Consider the following 15,732-nt stretch of genomic DNA (forward strand, 5'->3'; position numbering starts at 1 on the left):
GTGTTCTGTGGCCCGAGAAGCTAAGATCAAGGGTCGGCATCTCAGATATCGACGGACCGCAATTGCACTTGCGGCGGCGAGTGCTCTGATTGGCGGCTGTTCGATTGATATCGATTCTGACGCGATAGATTTGGAAGAGATCGGTGGGCACTTTTTGTCGGAGGGCGGTAGGGGAGAGATTCTTCTCTCGGAGGATCATTCCTATACATTTTCGGAAGTTCCAGAGTCGGTTCTAGAAGATCGCGGCGTGGGCACTCCGGCGACGATCCCCGAAGATGGGCCGTTGATCTCGTGCAGCGGAAGTTGGGAAGCGGTCGAGCGAAATGATGGATCTGAATCGTTCATCCGACTTTCACCAGATGCAGGTTCTTGCAATGGGGAGCAACTCTGGGTGGATTCATTGGATCGAGTTTATTTTGCGCTAGGCGATCCGGATCAGGACTCCAGCAAATATGCGTTTACTAGGCAGTAATCGGCCTTGACGAAGTCCGCCGCAGAGCCTCTGCTCCCATTTCATCAATTGCGGCAGACACCCGGGCGAACAGGCCCGAACGCAACTAGCTGCGTTTAGAGGATCGAAGTGAAACGGGCCAAGTGGCGCGGGGGGCGCAGGCAACGCACTGATGATCGTCCACGATTCACTTGCTCAGGGTCTGGCCGAGGCGGGCGACTTTCGGGTTCGGGTTCGGGTTCGGGCAGGAGCGGAACGAGGCGAGGCCGTTCTCGGCCAGGCGTCGTCCGTCAGCCAGGTCATTGGCCTGGCGTGCGGCGCGTTGTTGTCGAGCGCACTGCCAGGCGACGAAGACCTCTTCGTGGTGGTCGTCGGCGTTGAGCGAGCCAGGCGGGCCTGCTGCTCGGCGGTGATCTTCTCGACTCCTGCGCGCAAGTCAACCCAATCCGGGGCAGTACCGAGGCAGTCCCATCTCTGTCGCGCGCGCAGGGCGCGCTCACCCGGCCAGCGCCTTGCGGATCCGCTTCTCGCTGATCGGCCCGTCGGTGCCGAGCTGCTGCGCGAACAGCGAGACGCGCAGCTCCTCGATCATCCAGCGCACCTCGGCGAGCTCGGCCGCGCGGGCGGCGTCGGGCGGCCCGGCCGCGTGGGTCGCGCGCGCGGCGGCGTAGAGCTGCTCGACGTCGTGCACCTTCCATGCGAGCTCGGCGTCGCGGTTCGGGTTGGTCGCGGCCTTCTCGAGCCGGTAGGACGCCGCGCGCAGGTACCGCGTGAGGTGCCGCAGCCGCTCGGGCGGGGTCGCGGAGACGAATCCGACGCCGACGAGACCGGCCATCTGGTCGCGCACGTCGGTGAGCGTGTTGAGCAGCGCGAGGCTGTTCGCGGAGCGGATCTGCCCGTCGAGCTCGCGGGCGGCGGTCAGGGCGGCGACGACGTGCCCGACGACGGTGTGGACCTCGTCCTCGATCCTGCTCTTGACGAGGGTCCTGGCTGCGGCGTACGCGGCCGCGTCGCGGACCTGCGCGGCGTCGACCCCGGTCGCGGGTCCGCCCGAGGTCAGCGCGATCACCGCGGCGAGCTGGAGGTCGGCGACGAGCGCCTCGGTGTTGCGGTACGGGCTCGCGGCGAGCGTGAGCGCCTGTGTTCCGCTCCACCGCGACGTGATGCGGCCCGACTGGAGCGCGCACTCGGTGAGCAGCAGACGTCGCACGCCGCGCGCGTGCTGCTCGGCGCGCAGCCGCACGTCGGCAAGCACGCGCAGCGCGACGGTGTCGGCGCCCTTCGGTCCGCGCTCCTCGACGAGCGCCGGGAACCCGCGCACGACGGTGCCGCCGCCGAGGTCGGTCGAGACGACGTCGGGCAGCGCGCCGTCGGGCAGTCCCTCGGGCCAGGTGGTGAGCCCGGCCCGCTCGGCCACGACCACGGCGTGCGGCAACTCCTGCCCACCAAGGGCCACGGCGGCATCGGACGGCGTTCCGTCGGAGCGGTCGCCACCAAGTGAGGCGGGGGACGCGGAGGAGTCGAAGGACGTAGAAGCCGCGTGACGGCCGCCAGCCTTGACCTCGGAACCGCGCGTCGCGGCTAGTCCGAGACCCTCCGCGGCACCTGCCGGACCCGAACGGGCAGCCTCCGCGAGCGCCGCCCCGACCGCCCCGCGCACCGCCGACCGCACCGCGGCCTCGGTCTGCGGCGCGAGCCGGCGCTGGAGCGAGAGGAGGTCCTGCGACTCGTCGACCGCGACGACGTCGCCGGCCTTCCCGCGCGTGTCGGTCACGCGGAACGACATGCGCAGGTGCGCGGGCAGTCGCTCGGCCTGCCCGTCCCACGCGGAGTCGGGGACGACGACGTCGCGCAGCGCGCGCACGGCGCGCGTGAACGCGGAGCGGTACGACTCGGCCATGTCCCCGGCGCGGGTCATGTCCTCCCACGCGGGGGTGTGCTCGCGCAGCCAGGCGGCGACGTCGCGTGCGACGTCGGGGGCGGGCACGAGCTGGACGCGCACGGGCTTGGGCAGCGAGCGGATGGTCGCGGTCGTGAGCTCGTCGAGCAGCCCGGGCACCATCCAGTCGAAGCCGTCGGGGGTCACCCGGTTGAGCACGGTGAGCGGGACGTGCACGGTCACGCCGTCGGCGTCGCTGCCGGGGGAGAGCTGGTAGGTCAGGGGGAGCGTGAGGTCGCCCTGCTGCCAGGTCTGCGGGAACTGCGACGTGTCGATCTGGTCGGCGTCGGGCACGAGCTGGTCGAGCGTGAAGGTCAGGAGGTCGGGGGTCTCGCGGCGCGCCGTCCGCCACCACTTGTCGAAGTGCGCGGCGGAGACGACGGTCTCAGGGACGCGCTCGTCGTAGAACGCGAACAGGGCGTCGTCGTCGACGACGAGCCCGCGGCGCCGCGAGCGTGCCTCGAGCTCGGCGGCCTCCTCGAGCAGGCGCTGGTTCTCGGCGAAGAACCGGTGCGTGGTGGTCCACTCGCCCTGCACGAGCGCGTGCCGCAGGAACATCTCGCGCGCGCCCTCGGGGTCGACCTTGCCCCACAGGACCTTGCGCTCGGTGACGATCGGGATCCCGTAGAGCAGCACCTTCTCGTAGGCCTGCGCGGCGCCGCGGCGGGTCGACCAGTGCGGCTCGGAGTAGGTACGGCGGGCCAGGTCGCCCGCGAGCTCCTCGGCCCACGCGGGGTCGACGCGCGCGACGTCGCGCCCCCACAGGCGGGACGTCTCGACGAGCTCGCCGGCCATGACCCAGGCGGGCGGCTTCTTGGACAGCGGCGAGCCGGGGAAGATCGCGAACCGGGCGCCTCGCGCCCCGAGGTACTCGTTGCGCGCCTGCTTCTTGGCCCGGCGCATGGCCTGCTCGCGCGCTGGCCCCTTGAGGTGCGCGAAGCTCGACGCCTTGAGCTCGTTGACCTCCTGCATCCCGATCTGCGACAGCAGCCCGGCGAGGATCGACCGGTGGATCGCGTCGTCGTCCCACCGGTGCTTCAGGCTCGGGGAGCCGGCGGGGTCCTCGGGGTCCGCGGCGTCCGGTGCGCCGGTGCTCGGGCTGAGCGCGCCGTGGCCCTGGTCCGTCGTGCCGGGTCGGGTCTGCGCGCTCTTGACGCCCTTCGCATCCGACGCCCCGGCCGCCGCTCGGTTCTCCGCCGTCCCCGCACCCGCACCCCCGCGCACGTGGGACAGGTCGACGCCGAGCGGCCGCGCCATCTCGCGCAGCTGCGCGACGACGTCCTGCCACTCGCGCACGCGCAGGAAGTTGATGTACTCGGCCTTGCACAGGCGCCGGAACGCCGACGACGACAGCTCGCGCTGCTGCGTGCGCACGTACTCCCACAGGTTGAGGTACGTGAGGAAGTCGGACGTCGCGTCGGCGAACCGGGCGTGCGCCTGGTCGGCCTGGGCGCGCTGCTCGGCGGGGCGCTCGCGCGGGTCCTGGATCGACAGCGCGGCCGCGACGATCGCGACCTCGCGCGCGACGCCGCGCCTGGAGCCCTCCCAGATCATGCGCGCGAGGCGCGGGTCCATGGGCAGCGCTGCGAGCACGCGGCCCGTCTCGGTCAGGCGCTGGCGCCCCGACGCGTCGGCGGTGAGCGCGCCGAGCTCGGTGAGCAGCTGCACGCCGTCGCGGATCGCGCGCGTGTCGGGCGGCTCGACGAACGGGAACCGGGCGACGTCGTCGGGCGTCTGGACGACCCCGACCGAGATCATCTGCAGCAGCACGGACGCGAGCGAGGTGCGCAGGATCTCGGGCTCGGTGAACGCGGGCCGCGCCTCGAAGTCCTCCTGCGAGTACAGCCGGATCGCGATGCCGTCGGCGACGCGCCCCGAGCGCCCGGAGCGCTGGTTGGCGCTGGCCTGCGCGACGGGCTCGATGGGCAGCCGCTGGACCTTGGTCGCCTTGGAGTACCGCGAGATGCGCGCGGTGCCCGGGTCGATCACGTAGTGGATGCCGGGCACGGTCAGCGACGTCTCGGCGACGTTGGTCGCGAGCACGATGCGCCGCGAGCGGTGCGACTGGAACACGCGGTGCTGCTCGGCGGCGCTCAGCCGCGAGTACAGCGGCAGGATCTCGACGTGGTCGGGGCGCTTGACGTCGTGCGCACGCTCGCCCAGCCAGCCCTCGAGTGCGTCCTGCGCGTCGTGGATCTCGCGCTCGCCCGAGAGGAACACGAGGATGTCGCCCGGCCCCTCGGCCATGAGCTCCTTCGCGGCGTCGACGATCCCGGTCACGAGGTCGCGCTCCTCGCCCTTGCCGAGGCCGTTGGCCTTCTCGGCGACGAGCGGTCGGTACCGGATCTCGACGGGGTACGTGCGGCCCGTGACCTCGATGACGGGCGCGGTCGCGGGCACGTCGTCGGACGTCGCGTGGCCGGGTCCGTCGTCGGACGCCGCGTGCTCGGCCCCGGCCAGGTCGTCGGGGTCGAGCGGGGGCAGGGGGCCGCCGGGCGCGAAGTGCCGTGCGAACCGGGTCGAGTCGATGGTCGCCGACGTGATGACGACCTTGAGGTCGGGCCGCTGCGGCAGGAGGCGCGTGAGGTACCCGAGCAGGAAGTCGATGTTGAGGCTGCGCTCGTGCGCCTCGTCGATGACGAGCGTGTCGTAGGCGAGCAGCTGGGGGTCGCGCTGGATCTGCGCGAGCAGGATCCCGTCGGTCATGACCTTGACGAGCGTGCGCTCGGACGACTGGTCGGTGAACCGCACCTGGTACCCGACGATCTCGCCGAGGGGCGCGGTCGAGCTCCCGTAGATCTCCTCGTTGATCCGTTCGGCGACGGACCGTGCCGCGATCCGTCGCGGCTGCGTGTGCCCGATCTGCCCGGCCCGGCCGCGACCCAGCTCGAGCAGGATCTTGGGCAGCTGCGTCGTCTTGCCCGAGCCGGTCTCGCCCGCGACGATCACGACCTGGTTCTCGGCGATGGCGCGCGCGATGTCGTCGCGGCGCGCCGAGACGGGCAGCTGCTCGGGGTAGACGATCGGGGGCACGTCGACGGCGGCGCGCGTCGCGGCCGCGCGGGCGAGCTGCTCGGCGGTCACGGTGCGCTGGGTGCGCCCGCCCTGGCCGCGCGCGCCGCCCCCGGAGGGCCGGCGTCCGCCGCGTCGTCGGCCGCGCTGGGGATGGTCGGTGCTCACGGTCAGCCATTCTCTCAGCGGGTGCAAGGTGATTGGTCGCGCGCGCCTGCCCGGGGACCGGGAGGCTGCCCAGCAGTCGGGCAGACCAACCGGACGTTTCGGGCATGGTTAGGATCGCGCCATGGCCACGTACACGCTGATCGAGCTCGCCGACGCCGCCGGGCTCACGCCCCGCACGGTGCGGTACTACCAGGCCACCCGACTCCTGCACGCGCCGCGGCGCGTGGGGCGCCGGGCGCACTACGCCGACGACCACCTCACGAGGCTGCAGCAGGTCCAGGACCTGCGCGGGCGCGGGCTGCGGCTCGACTCGATCCGCGACGTCCTCGACGCGCGGGCGCAGGGCGAGGCGCCGAGCGCGGCGCTGCTCGGCACCGACTTCGCGACGTTCGGCTGGTCGGGCGAGCCGTCCGCGAGCTACACGATCGGGCAGCTCGCGGAGTTCCTCGGCGAGCAGAACCTCGGGCTCGTCGGCGCGCTCGAGCAGTACGGCTACCTCGTGCGCCGCGAGACCGACGACGGCACCGTCTGGGACGCCGAGGACGTCCCGGTGCTGCGCTGCGCGCTGCAGCTCGTCGAGCTCGGCACCGACCTCGAGCTCGCCGCCCGCTCGCGCGAGCTGATCCGTGCGCGCGTCGCGGCGCTCGCGGACGAGCTCATCGGGCTGTGGGCGGTCGAGTCGGGCGGCCTCTACGAGGGAGAGGTCACGACCGAGGAGCTCATGCTCAACCTCGAGCGCATCCGGGCGATCACGACGCAGACCGTCGCGCACACGACCGCGGTTGCGATGGGTCGTGCGGTCCCGCGCACCGACGAGATCGTCGCGGGGGTGCGCTCAGCTCCCGGCGGTGCGCCCGCGGAGGGTGTCGATGCGCTCGCCGAGGGCGACGAGGCTCGAGGGGACGCCGACGCCTGACTCGTCGAGCGCGCTCGTGACGTAGCGCAGCTGGGCCGAGGCGGCGTCGAGCGCGACCTGCGCGTCGGCGAGCTCGACGCTCGCGCGCAGCTCGGGGTCGGTGATGCTCGTCGTCCCGGACTCGGGGGAGCGTGCGGCGTCGTCGGCGGCGGCGAGGGCCGAGACCGCCTGCTCGGTCGCGGCACGCGCCGAGGCGACGGCGTCGCCGACCTCGGCCTGGAGCGTGCCGAGGAGCCGGCGGACGTCGTCGTCGACCTGCGCGAGCGAGAGCGTGATCGCGTCGGTGTGGGTGCGTGCCGCCGCGATGACCTGCTGCACCGACGAGGCGGCCGCGGTGGGCGCCCCGACGAACGGGAGCATGGTCGCGAGCGCGAGGATCCCTGCCGCGGCGAAGCGTGCCGCGGGGTTGGTCGTCCCGGGCCGCGCGGAGGCGGGTGCCGCGAGGTGCGCGGCGCTGCGAGATGTCGACGTCGACGTCATGCGTCCATCTTCGACGACGAACCTGCGTGCCAGCAGGGATTCACCGATCTTTTTTTGTGAAGACTTCGCACTAACAGGGTGACGAAAGCCGCATCCTTCGCGAAAGGTCAGGAGCGAGCGTCGTCGACCACAGTGCTCAGGTCGTCGACCTGCGTCTTGAGGTCCTCGAGCTTGCCCGTCACGTCACCCGCCGTGTCGCCTGCCTTCGCGGTCACGTCGTCGAGCGTCGCGGATGCGTCGTCGAGCCGGCCCTGCGCGTCGGCGAGGCGCTCCTCGGCGTCGGCGCGCGCGTCACCCGTCGCGGTCTTGAGGTCCTCGAGCGCGGTCTGCGCGTCGGCGGCCGCCGTCTCGGCCTGGTCCACCGCGTCCTGCGCGCTCGTGCGCAGGTCGGACGGGAGCGACGTGATCGCGTCCTTGAGGTCCGCCGCGTCGCCGGTGATCGTCTCGACCTGGCTCTTGGCGTCGTCGACGAATCCCTGCAGCGCGGTGCCGTCGAGGGTGAGGCCGTCCTCGCCGCACGCGGCGAGCGTCGCGGCCCCTCCGGCGGCGAGTGCGACGACGAGGGTCCCACGGGCGAGTCGGTGTCCGATGGTGTTCATGAGGCTTAGTCTGTACCACTCACGAGGGTGTGGTTGGTCCGGTGAATCCCGGTTGGACACGAGATGAACCAGGGTGAAGGTTCGATCCCCAGGGTCGCGCCCGGCCGGACTGTGCCGCACCCTGGGAAGAGCGCAGGGCGACGACGGGGTGCACGGGTGCGGACTGACCACGAGACACGGATGGCGCGCAAGGCCACGGCCGGGCGTGCGTCGGTCGCTGCCCTGAGCGCGTTCGGCATCGCGACCATGGCCGTCGGCGGCGCCGGCGTCGCCGGGATCGACCTCGCCGGCCTCCTCGACCCCGGGTCCTCGGACGCCGCGGCGCCGGGCCCCGTCGCGGACGACCTCGCGCCCGCCGTCGTCCCCGTCAGCACGCAGGGCTACGTCGACCGCACGAGCGTCGTCGCCCTCCTCGACGTCGCCGAGGCGCGGCTCGCGGCCGACCCGGCCGCCGCGTCGTCCTCGCTCGCCCAGGCCCGCTCCGAGCTCGGCATGCTGCTCGCGACCTACGACGCGCAGCTGCACGCCTCGGTCGCCGCCCCCGACCCCCAGGTGCTGGGGCTGCGGAACCGCGCGCCCGCGCCGGCCCCGGCCGACGCCGACGAGCCGGGCCTCGAGGCCGCCGACCCGGGGGTGCCCACGGTGCCCGCGCCCGTGGCCCCCGCCAGCCCCGCGCCGTCCGACCCGGAGGACGTCGGTCCTGACGCGCCGGACGGGAGCGACCCGCTCGACGTCCGCCCGGACGACGTCCAGACCGTCGCCCGCGCGGTCACCGACCCGGCGGGCGACGAAGGCCTGCCCGGCGCCCAGGGGCTCGCGCTCGACGCGATGACCGGCCGGTCCGCCGACGACGCGGCCGTCACACCCGCGGACGACGCGCCCGTGGAGGACGCGCCCGCGGAGGATGCCGCCGCCGCTGACCCACGCGACGCAGATACACCCGACGCAGACCCCGATGCTGACGCACCTGGCACCGAGGAGCCCGAGGCCCTGCCCCGCGTCTCGCTCGACGCCGAGGGCGAGCACCGCCCGGTGCGCTGGGACGACGTGGTGAGCGCGGCCGAGCGGCTCGCGTACCTGGTCGATTCGGGCGAGGTGCCCGCCGCGCCCTCGGTCGACGTGACCGACCCGACGGCGCTCCCGGACTCCGTGATCGCGGCACTCCCGCTCGAGGAGCAGCTCACCGCGATCGTCGTGAAGTACTCGGCGCAGACCGCGGGCTACCTCAACGGGGCGATCCCGACGTCCGCGCTCTGCCCGCTCACGTTCGCCCCCGGACACATGCTGCGCTGCGACGCCGCCGACCGCCTCAACGCGCTCTCGGCCGCGTACGAGGAGGAGTTCGGTCGTCCCATCCCGATCTCGGACTCGTACCGCACCTACGACGAGCAGGTCAGCCTGTACGCGACCAAGCGCGCGCTCGCGGCCGTGCCCGGCACCTCGAACCACGGGTGGGGCCTCGCGGTCGACATCGGCGCGCCCGTGTCGTCGGGACGCACGGCCGAGTACGCGTGGCTGCGCGCGCACGGGCCCGCCTACGGCTGGGACAACCCGACCTGGGCCCGGCTCGACGGGTCGAAGCCCGAGCCCTGGCACTTCGAGTTCTACGCGGGCGGCGTGCTGCCGACCGACCTCGACGCGTCGGCCCGTGCGTACCCGGGCGGCACGGCGTCAGGCGGCGGCAAGGGAACGTCCGGCAAGGACACGTCCGGCAAGGACTCGGCCGGCAAGGACGGCACGGGCAAGGACTCGGCCGGCAAGGACGACCCCACGGGGGGCGACACGCCGTCGACCCCGGCGAAGCCGACGAAACCGTCCCCGAAGCCGACGCCCGGCGTCACCCCGACGCCCACGCCGACCCCGAAGCCGACGCCGAAGCCGACGCCGACCCCCACGCCCACCCCGACGCCGACACCCACGCCGGTCGTGACGCCCACCCCGACGCCCGAGCCCTCGCCGGTCGTGACGCCCACCCCGACCCCCGACCCTGAGCCCGAGCCGACCCCGACCCCGGCGGAGTCCCAGGACCCGGCCGACGGCACCCAGCAGACGGACGCGACGACGGCCCGGGAGGAGTCCGCGGACTCGTAGGCTGACCGACGTGGATGCACGGACGCAGGGTGACACGACGCACGGTGACATGACGCACGCTGACGAGAAGCACGCTGACAAGAAGCACGGTGTCAACGCGTGGCGGCAGGTCGTCGCGGCGCTCGCGGACGACGGCCGCCTTGCGCTGTTCGGCGCGCTCGTGACCGCGGCCGCGCAGGACGCCCCGCTGCGGCGCGAGGACCTCTCGACCGACCAGCGTCGTCGCCTCGCCCCGCTCGTGGCCGCGGGGATCGTGGCGGACGACGCGGGCGGGCTCGTCCCGCGTCCCGGGCGGTTCCGGGAGCTGCTGGTGGCGGCGTCGTCGGCCGAGCCCGTCCCCGCGGCCGGGCCCGAGCGGTTCCTCGTCGCCGGCCGGCTCGAGAGCATGCCGCGCCGCCGGGACGACCGGGACGCCGTCGTCCGCCTGCTCGCGACGGCGGCGCTGCCGCTGCAGGAGCCCACCGACGAGCGCTCGCTCATGCGCGTGCTCGCGGGCCTCGCGGACGACCCCGTGGGGTTGCGGCGTGCCATGGTCGACGCGGGACTCGTGCAGCGCACCGCGGACGGGTCGTCGTACTGGCGCACGACCGTCACGGAGCACGACGGCGTGTGACGCGCCCCTCGGGCTCCCCGCGGGCGGACGTCGGGGGGCGGGCCTAGGGTCGGACGCGTGAGCGAGCAGCGCGTGGTCGAGGCCCTCGACGCCCTGGGCGTCGCGTACGAGGTCACGCGCCACGGCCCGGTGGGGTCGCTCGAGGAGGCTGCCGCAGCGCGCGGCGTGGCCCCGGGGGACCTGCTCAAGACCCTCGTGGTGCGGCGCGGCGAGGGCGACCACCTGCTCGTGCTCGTCCCGGGCGGTCGGTCGATCTCCTGGTCCGCGCTGCGTGAGCTGCTCGGCGTCTCGCGCCTGTCGATGCCCGACGCGGCGGGCGCCAAGGACGCCACGGGGTTCGAGCGCGGCACCATCACGCCCTTCGGCACGCTCGTCCCGCTGCCGGTGGTCGCCGACGTGCGGGCCGTCGAGCCGCGACGTACCGTCTCGATCGGCGGTGGCGCGCACGGCGTCGGGGTGAGCCTCGACTCGGGCGACCTCGTGCGGGTCCTGGATGCGCGCGTGGCCGACGTGACCACCACGGCGTAGCGCATCGTCCACACGAACGAGGCGAAACGCTTGCCAGATGGTGGAACATCTGGGGACACTCAGGCGTTCGACACAGAGAAACCTTGAACGGAGCACCATCCAGCCATGACTGAAACCCAGGTCGCGGGCGGCATCAGCGCCGCAGCGACCGACACCGGCACCGTCGTCACCCTGTGGGGCGAGGTCGACGCAGCGTTGCGCGACCAGGCGAGCGTCGCCATGACCACCCTCGTCGGAGCGGACGGCCCCATCGCCGTGGACGTCCGCCGCGTCGAGTTCATCGACTCGTCGGGTCTCGCCTTCATCCTGCAGGTCTACATGATCGGCCAGGAGGCGGGCATCGACGTGACCCTGCGCGACCCGTCGCGCGAGCTCGAGGACCTCCTCGAGATGATCGGCATGGGCGGGCAGATCCCCGTCGAGCGCACCGCGCCCGTCGACGCCTGACCCGGGCGCCCCGCGGGCTCCCGAGCCTGTCGGTGGCGACCGCTAGGTTCGGCGCATGCGCATCCTGCACACGTCGGACTGGCACCTCGGTCGCACGCTGCACGGCGTCGACCTGCTCGAGCACCAGGCCGCGTACCTCGACCACCTGGTCGAGCTCGCGCGTGACGAGGACGTCGACGCGGTGCTCGTCGCGGGCGACGTGTACGACCGCGCGATCCCGCCCGTCGAGGCCGTCACGCTGCTCTCGGACGCGGTGCGACGCCTCGCCGAGCACGCGCACGTCGTGCTGACCTCGGGCAACCACGACTCCGCGGTGCGCCTCGGGTTCGGGGCCGCGCTCATGCGTCCCGAGGTGCACATCCGTGCGGCGGTCGCGGGCGTTGCCGACCCGGTCGTCGTGCCCGCGCGCGACGGCGGTGCGCCCGCGCTCGTCTACGCCCTGCCGTACCTCGACCCCGACGCGTGCCGGGCCTCCCTCGCCGACCCGCCGACCGACCCTGGCGCCGCGCCCGTGCTGCTCGCGCGTTCGCACGAGGCTGTCATGTCGGCCGCGGTGCGTCGCGTCGCCGCCGACCTCGCGCGCCGCCGTGCGCTGCCCCCGGGCGCCGACGCCGGGCCGCACGCGCCCGCGGTGCTCATGGGCCACGCGTTCGTCGTGGGCGGGCAGGCCTCGGAGTCCGAACGCGACATCCGGGTGGGTGGCGTCGACGCGGTGCCCGCGGGCGTGTTCGCGGGCGCGGGCCTCGACTACCTCGCGCTCGGGCACCTGCACGGCCCGCAGGCCGTGAGCGTCCCGGCGGACGGCGCGCCGACCCTCGCGCGCTACTCGGGCTCGCCGCTCGCGTACTCGTTCTCGGAGATGCACCAGAAGAAGTCGACCGTGCTGCTCGACCTGCGTGAGCACGGGCCTCTCGGCGAGGCCGGGGACGCAGGTGCAGGGTCGTCGGCCGAGCTCGTGCCCGCCCCCGTGCCGCGGCGGCTCGCCGACCTCACGGGCCCGCTCGACGACCTGCTGGGTGCGGCAGGGGCCGACCACGTCGACGACTGGCTCCGGGTGACCGTGACCGACGCCGCGCGACCCACCGAGCTCGTGGCCCGCGTCAAGGCGCGGTTCCCGCACGCCCTGCAGGTCAAGCACCAGCCCGCCGCGCCGGTCGAGCGCGAGACGATCGCCGTGGTGGGCACGGCCGCCGACCCGCTCGTCGTGGCGCGCGACTTCGTGGACCACGTGACCGGGGCGCCGCCGTCCGACGCGGAGACCGCGGTGCTGCGCGACGCGCTCGAGGCCGCCCTCGCGAGCGAGCGGAGCGCCTGATGCACCTGCACTCGATGACCTTCCAGGCGATCGGTCCGTTCCCGGGACGGCACACGATCGACTTCGCCGAGCTCGCGGCGTCCGGCATCTTCCTGCTCGACGGGCCCACGGGCGCGGGCAAGTCGACCGTGATCGACGCGGTCGTGTTCGCGCTCTACGGCAAGGTCGCGTCCGAGGCCGCGAGCGAGGACCGCCTGCGCTCCGCGTACGCGACGCCCGAGGTCGAGTCGTTCGTCGACCTCGTGTTCGAGACCGGCGCGGGCGTGTTCCGGGTGCGCCGCAGCCCCGAGTACCAGCGGCCCAAGAAGCGCGGCGACGGGACGACGACGCAGCAGGCCACGGTCCGGCTGTGGCGGCTCGCGTCGGTGCCGGACTCCCTGCCGGGCTCGGTACCGGACGGCGACGTGCAAACGGGCGGCCTGCCCACGGGCGACCTGCTCACGGACGACGCGGCGGACGCCCTCGACGCGCTCGACGCCGTCGGCGAGCTGCTGTCGTCGCGCCTCGACGAGGCCGGCGCCGAGATCCAGCGCTACGTGGGGCTCGACCGTCGGCAGTTCGCGCAGACCGTCGTGCTGCCGCAGGGCGAGTTCGCGAGCTTCCTGCGGGCCGAGCCCGAGAAGCGCCGCGACCTGCTGCAGAAGGTCTTCGGCACCGAGATCTACGAGGACGTCCAGAAGCAGCTCGCCGAGATGCAGCGCGAGGCAGGGCGCGTGGTCGCGGCCGCACGCCAGGCGGTGCACGGCGGCGTCGAGAACTTCCTCGGCGCGGCCGGGCTCGACCCGACCGACGTCGAGGCCCTGCGCGCCGCCGAGGCCGCCGACCCGCACGACGCGGTCGAGCTCGCGGCCACGAAGGTCGAGGCGCTCGCGGGCGAGGCGGACGCGCTTGCGGCGGACGAGGTCGCCGCGAGCGGGGTGCTCGTCGCCGCGCAGGACCACGCCGAGACCGCGCGGGTGCTCACCGAGCGCCTCGCGCGCCGTGACGCGCTGCGCACCGAGCAGGGGGCGCTCGACGAGCGCGCCGACGAGGTCGCGACGACCCGCGAGCGCCTCGCGGCGGCGCAGCGTGCCGAGGTCGTGGCGCCCGTGCTCGCGGGGCTGCGCCGTGCGCGCGACGAGCATGCCGCGACCCTGGAGAACCAGGAGCTCGCCCGGGCAGGCGTGCCCGCGGCGCTGGCCGAGGCCGACGTGCCCGAGCTGCTGTCGCGGCGCGACGCGGTCGGGGAGGCCGCGACCCGGCTCGCGATGCTGCTGCCCACGGGCGAGCGGCTGCCCGTCGACGAGGCCGCGCTCGTCGAGGCCCGCAAGGAGGTCGAGCGCCTCGCCGCCGAGCGGGCGCTGCTCGCCGACGACCTCGCGACGCGTCCGGCACGGCGCGCGACGCTCGTCGCGTCGCGTGACGCGACGACCGAGCTCGCCGGCACGCTCGGCGTGCGCCAGCAGGCCGTGCTCGACGCCGAGTCGGTGCTGCGCGCGGCCCGTGGCGCCGCGCAGCACGCGACCGACCTCGAGGCCGCGGTCGAGGAGCGCACCGCCGCCGCGGATCGCGCGCGCGAGGCGCTCGGTGCCGAGCGTGACCTGCGCGCGGCCCGCATCGCCGGGATCGCGGGCGAGCTCGCGACCGGGCTCGCCGCCGGGACGGCGTGCGTGGTGTGCGGGTCGACCGAGCACCCGGCGCCCGCGCGCCTGACCGACGACCACGTGACGCCCGAGCGGGTCGAGCAGGCCGAGGCCGAGCGGTCCGCCGCCGAGCAGGCGCTCACGACCGCGGGCGAGCGCGTCACGACTCTGACCGAACGGCTCGAGGCCCTGCGCTCGACCTCGCGCGGTCTCGACGTCGACGCCGCCGACGCTGCGCTCGCCGCGGCCCGCGACGACGCCGCGCGGGCCACCACCGCGGTCGCGGAGCGCGACGCCGCCGAGGCCGCGCTCACGACCTTCGACGACGACACGGCGGCCCTGACCGCGCAGCACGCCGAGCTCGGCACCGAGGCCGCGGCGCGCAGGAGCACCGCCGAGGCGCTCGCCGCGTCGATCGCGCGCGACCGTGCCGAGGTCGCGCGCGAGCTCGACGTCGCGGCCCCGCTGCTCGACGGCATCGAGCTGCCCGACGTGCTCGGTGAGCGCGAGAGGCCCGAGAACCCCGTCGAGGTCTACGAGAGCGCCCTGCGCGAGCGTGCCCGCGCGGTCGACGCCCTGCTCGCCGCGCACGCCGCGGTCGACGCCGCGGCGCGCACGCTCGCCGAGCGCGAGCGGGACCTCGCCCAGGTGCTCGACGACGCGGGGTTCGACGACGCGACGGCCGCGCTCGCGGCGTCCTGCACCGCCGAGGAGCGCGAGGCGCTCGACCGCGCGGTGCGCGAGCACGAGTCCGCGGTCGCCCGCGTCCGGGCAGGGCTCACCGAGCCCGCGCTCGCCGATCTCGCGGACGACGCCGCACCCGACCTCGACGCCGCGCGCGCCGCGGTGCGGGCCGCGCAGGAGGCCGCCGACCGCGCGGGACGCCGGGCCGCGCTCGCACAACAGCGTCTCGCCGGGGCGCGCACCGCCGCCGCGAGCGTCGGGTCCGCCGTCACGGCGTGGGACGACGCGCGCGAGCACGCGGCCCCCGTGACCCGCATGGCCGGGCTCGCGCAGGGCTCGTCGGGCGACAACGCGCGCGGCCTGTCGCTCGCGACGTTCGTGCTCGTGCGCCGGTTCGAGGAGGTCGTCGAGGCTGCGAACGTGCGGCTCGTCGAGATGTCGGGCGGGCGGTACGAGCTCGTGCGTAGCGACGAGAAGGAGGCCGTGCGCGCGCGACGCACGGGACTCGCGATGAAGGTCGTCGACCACTGGACCGAGCGGTCGCGCGACCCGCGCACGCTCTCGGGCGGCGAGACGTTCTACGTGTCGCTGTGCCTCGCGCTCGGCATGGCCGACGTCGTCACGGCCGAGGCCGGCGGCGTCGACCTCGGCACGCTGTTCGTCGACGAGGGGTTCGGCACGCTCGACCCGCAGGCCCTCGAGGCGGTGCTCGGCGAGCTCGGGCGCCTGCGTGCGGGCGGGCGCGTCGTGGGTGTCGTCTCGCACGTCGAGGCGCTCAAGCAGTCGATCGCCGAGCGCATCGAGGTGCGGCGGCTGCCGAGCGGCGCGAGCACCCTCAGCGTTCGCGCGGGCGGGTAGCCGGCGCCT

Annotated in this window: 10 protein-coding genes; 7 read left to right on the forward strand and 3 right to left on the reverse strand. The window is 74.2% G+C overall.

The genetic code is table 11. The features are described 5' to 3' along the window. Window positions 1-947 precede the first annotated feature (947 nt). Entirely contained in the window at window positions 948-5,570 is a 4,623-nt protein-coding gene (gene hrpA, locus CLV28_RS13665) for an ATP-dependent RNA helicase HrpA (RefSeq protein WP_373314272.1), read from the reverse strand. A 121-nt stretch (window positions 5,571-5,691) separates the two neighbouring features. Between hrpA and CLV28_RS13670 the strand changes: the two genes are divergently transcribed. Then, window positions 5,692-6,486, forward strand: a complete 795-nt coding sequence (locus tag CLV28_RS13670) for a MerR family transcriptional regulator (RefSeq protein ID WP_100423884.1) — start codon at window positions 5,692-5,694, stop codon at window positions 6,484-6,486. Here the strand turns inward: CLV28_RS13670 and CLV28_RS13675 are convergent. After that, a complete protein-coding gene (locus CLV28_RS13675) occupies window positions 6,406-6,966 on the reverse strand; it encodes a hypothetical protein (protein ID WP_100423885.1) in 561 nt (186 codons plus the stop codon). The two genes, CLV28_RS13670 and CLV28_RS13675, sit on opposite strands and share 81 nt — an antisense overlap. 107 nt (window positions 6,967-7,073) lie before the next feature. Continuing rightward, on the reverse strand, window positions 7,074-7,565 hold the full coding sequence (locus CLV28_RS13680) for a hypothetical protein (protein WP_100423886.1): 492 nt from the start codon (window positions 7,563-7,565) through the stop codon (window positions 7,074-7,076). A 180-nt stretch (window positions 7,566-7,745) separates the two neighbouring features. Here CLV28_RS13680 and CLV28_RS15880 point away from each other — a divergent pair, with 180 nt between their 5' ends. The 6 genes from CLV28_RS15880 to CLV28_RS13715 all read left to right on the forward strand — a co-directional run bounded on the left by CLV28_RS15880 (window position 7,746) and on the right by CLV28_RS13715 (window position 15,723). Further along, window positions 7,746-9,656, forward strand: a complete 1,911-nt coding sequence (locus tag CLV28_RS15880; RefSeq protein WP_239073176.1) for a M15 family metallopeptidase — start codon at window positions 7,746-7,748, stop codon at window positions 9,654-9,656. Window positions 9,657-9,705: 49 nt separating this feature from the next. After that, on the forward strand, window positions 9,706-10,269 hold the full coding sequence (locus CLV28_RS16135) for a DUF2087 domain-containing protein (RefSeq protein WP_239073177.1): 564 nt from the start codon (window positions 9,706-9,708) through the stop codon (window positions 10,267-10,269). Between the two features lie 57 nt (window positions 10,270-10,326). Continuing rightward, window positions 10,327-10,797 carry an aminoacyl-tRNA deacylase gene (locus CLV28_RS13700; RefSeq protein WP_100423887.1) on the forward strand — a complete coding sequence of 157 codons (471 nt, stop codon included), beginning with the start codon at window positions 10,327-10,329 and terminating at the stop codon, window positions 10,795-10,797. A 105-nt stretch (window positions 10,798-10,902) separates the two neighbouring features. Beyond that, window positions 10,903-11,244 (forward strand): STAS domain-containing protein, encoded by a 342-nt coding sequence (locus CLV28_RS13705; RefSeq protein WP_100423888.1) that lies wholly within the window; start codon window positions 10,903-10,905, stop codon window positions 11,242-11,244. A gap of 55 nt (window positions 11,245-11,299) precedes the next feature. After that, entirely contained in the window at window positions 11,300-12,559 is a 1,260-nt protein-coding gene (locus tag CLV28_RS13710) for an exonuclease SbcCD subunit D (RefSeq protein WP_100423889.1), read from the forward strand. Beyond that, the gene (locus tag CLV28_RS13715; RefSeq protein ID WP_100423890.1) at window positions 12,559-15,723 is read left to right on the forward strand and encodes an AAA family ATPase; all 3,165 of its coding nucleotides are present in this window, start codon (window positions 12,559-12,561) and stop codon (window positions 15,721-15,723) included. The genes CLV28_RS13710 and CLV28_RS13715 overlap by 1 nt, the downstream gene beginning before the upstream one ends. Window positions 15,724-15,732: the final 9 nt, after the last annotated feature.

The organism is Sediminihabitans luteus (assembly GCF_002797595.1).
GTDB classification, from domain to species: Bacteria; Actinomycetota; Actinomycetes; order Actinomycetales; family Cellulomonadaceae; genus Paraoerskovia; species Paraoerskovia lutea.

Excerpts from the sequence above, each read along its gene's own strand:
- CLV28_RS13715 (WP_100423890.1), top strand. The coding sequence starts at position 12,559 with ATGCACCTGCACTCGATGACCTTCCAGGCGATCGGTCCGTTCCCGGGA.
- CLV28_RS15880 (WP_239073176.1), top strand. The coding sequence starts at position 7,746 with ATGGCGCGCAAGGCCACGGCCGGGCGTGCGTCGGTCGCTGCCCTGAGC.
- CLV28_RS13670 (WP_100423884.1), top strand. The coding sequence starts at position 5,692 with ATGGCCACGTACACGCTGATCGAGCTCGCCGACGCCGCCGGGCTCACG.
- CLV28_RS16135 (WP_239073177.1), top strand. The coding sequence starts at position 9,706 with ATGACGCACGCTGACGAGAAGCACGCTGACAAGAAGCACGGTGTCAAC.
- CLV28_RS13710 (WP_100423889.1), top strand. The coding sequence starts at position 11,300 with ATGCGCATCCTGCACACGTCGGACTGGCACCTCGGTCGCACGCTGCAC.
- CLV28_RS13680 (WP_100423886.1), bottom strand. The coding sequence starts at position 7,565 with ATGAACACCATCGGACACCGACTCGCCCGTGGGACCCTCGTCGTCGCA.
- CLV28_RS13675 (WP_100423885.1), bottom strand. The coding sequence starts at position 6,966 with ATGACGTCGACGTCGACATCTCGCAGCGCCGCGCACCTCGCGGCACCC.
- CLV28_RS13705 (WP_100423888.1), top strand. The coding sequence starts at position 10,903 with ATGACTGAAACCCAGGTCGCGGGCGGCATCAGCGCCGCAGCGACCGAC.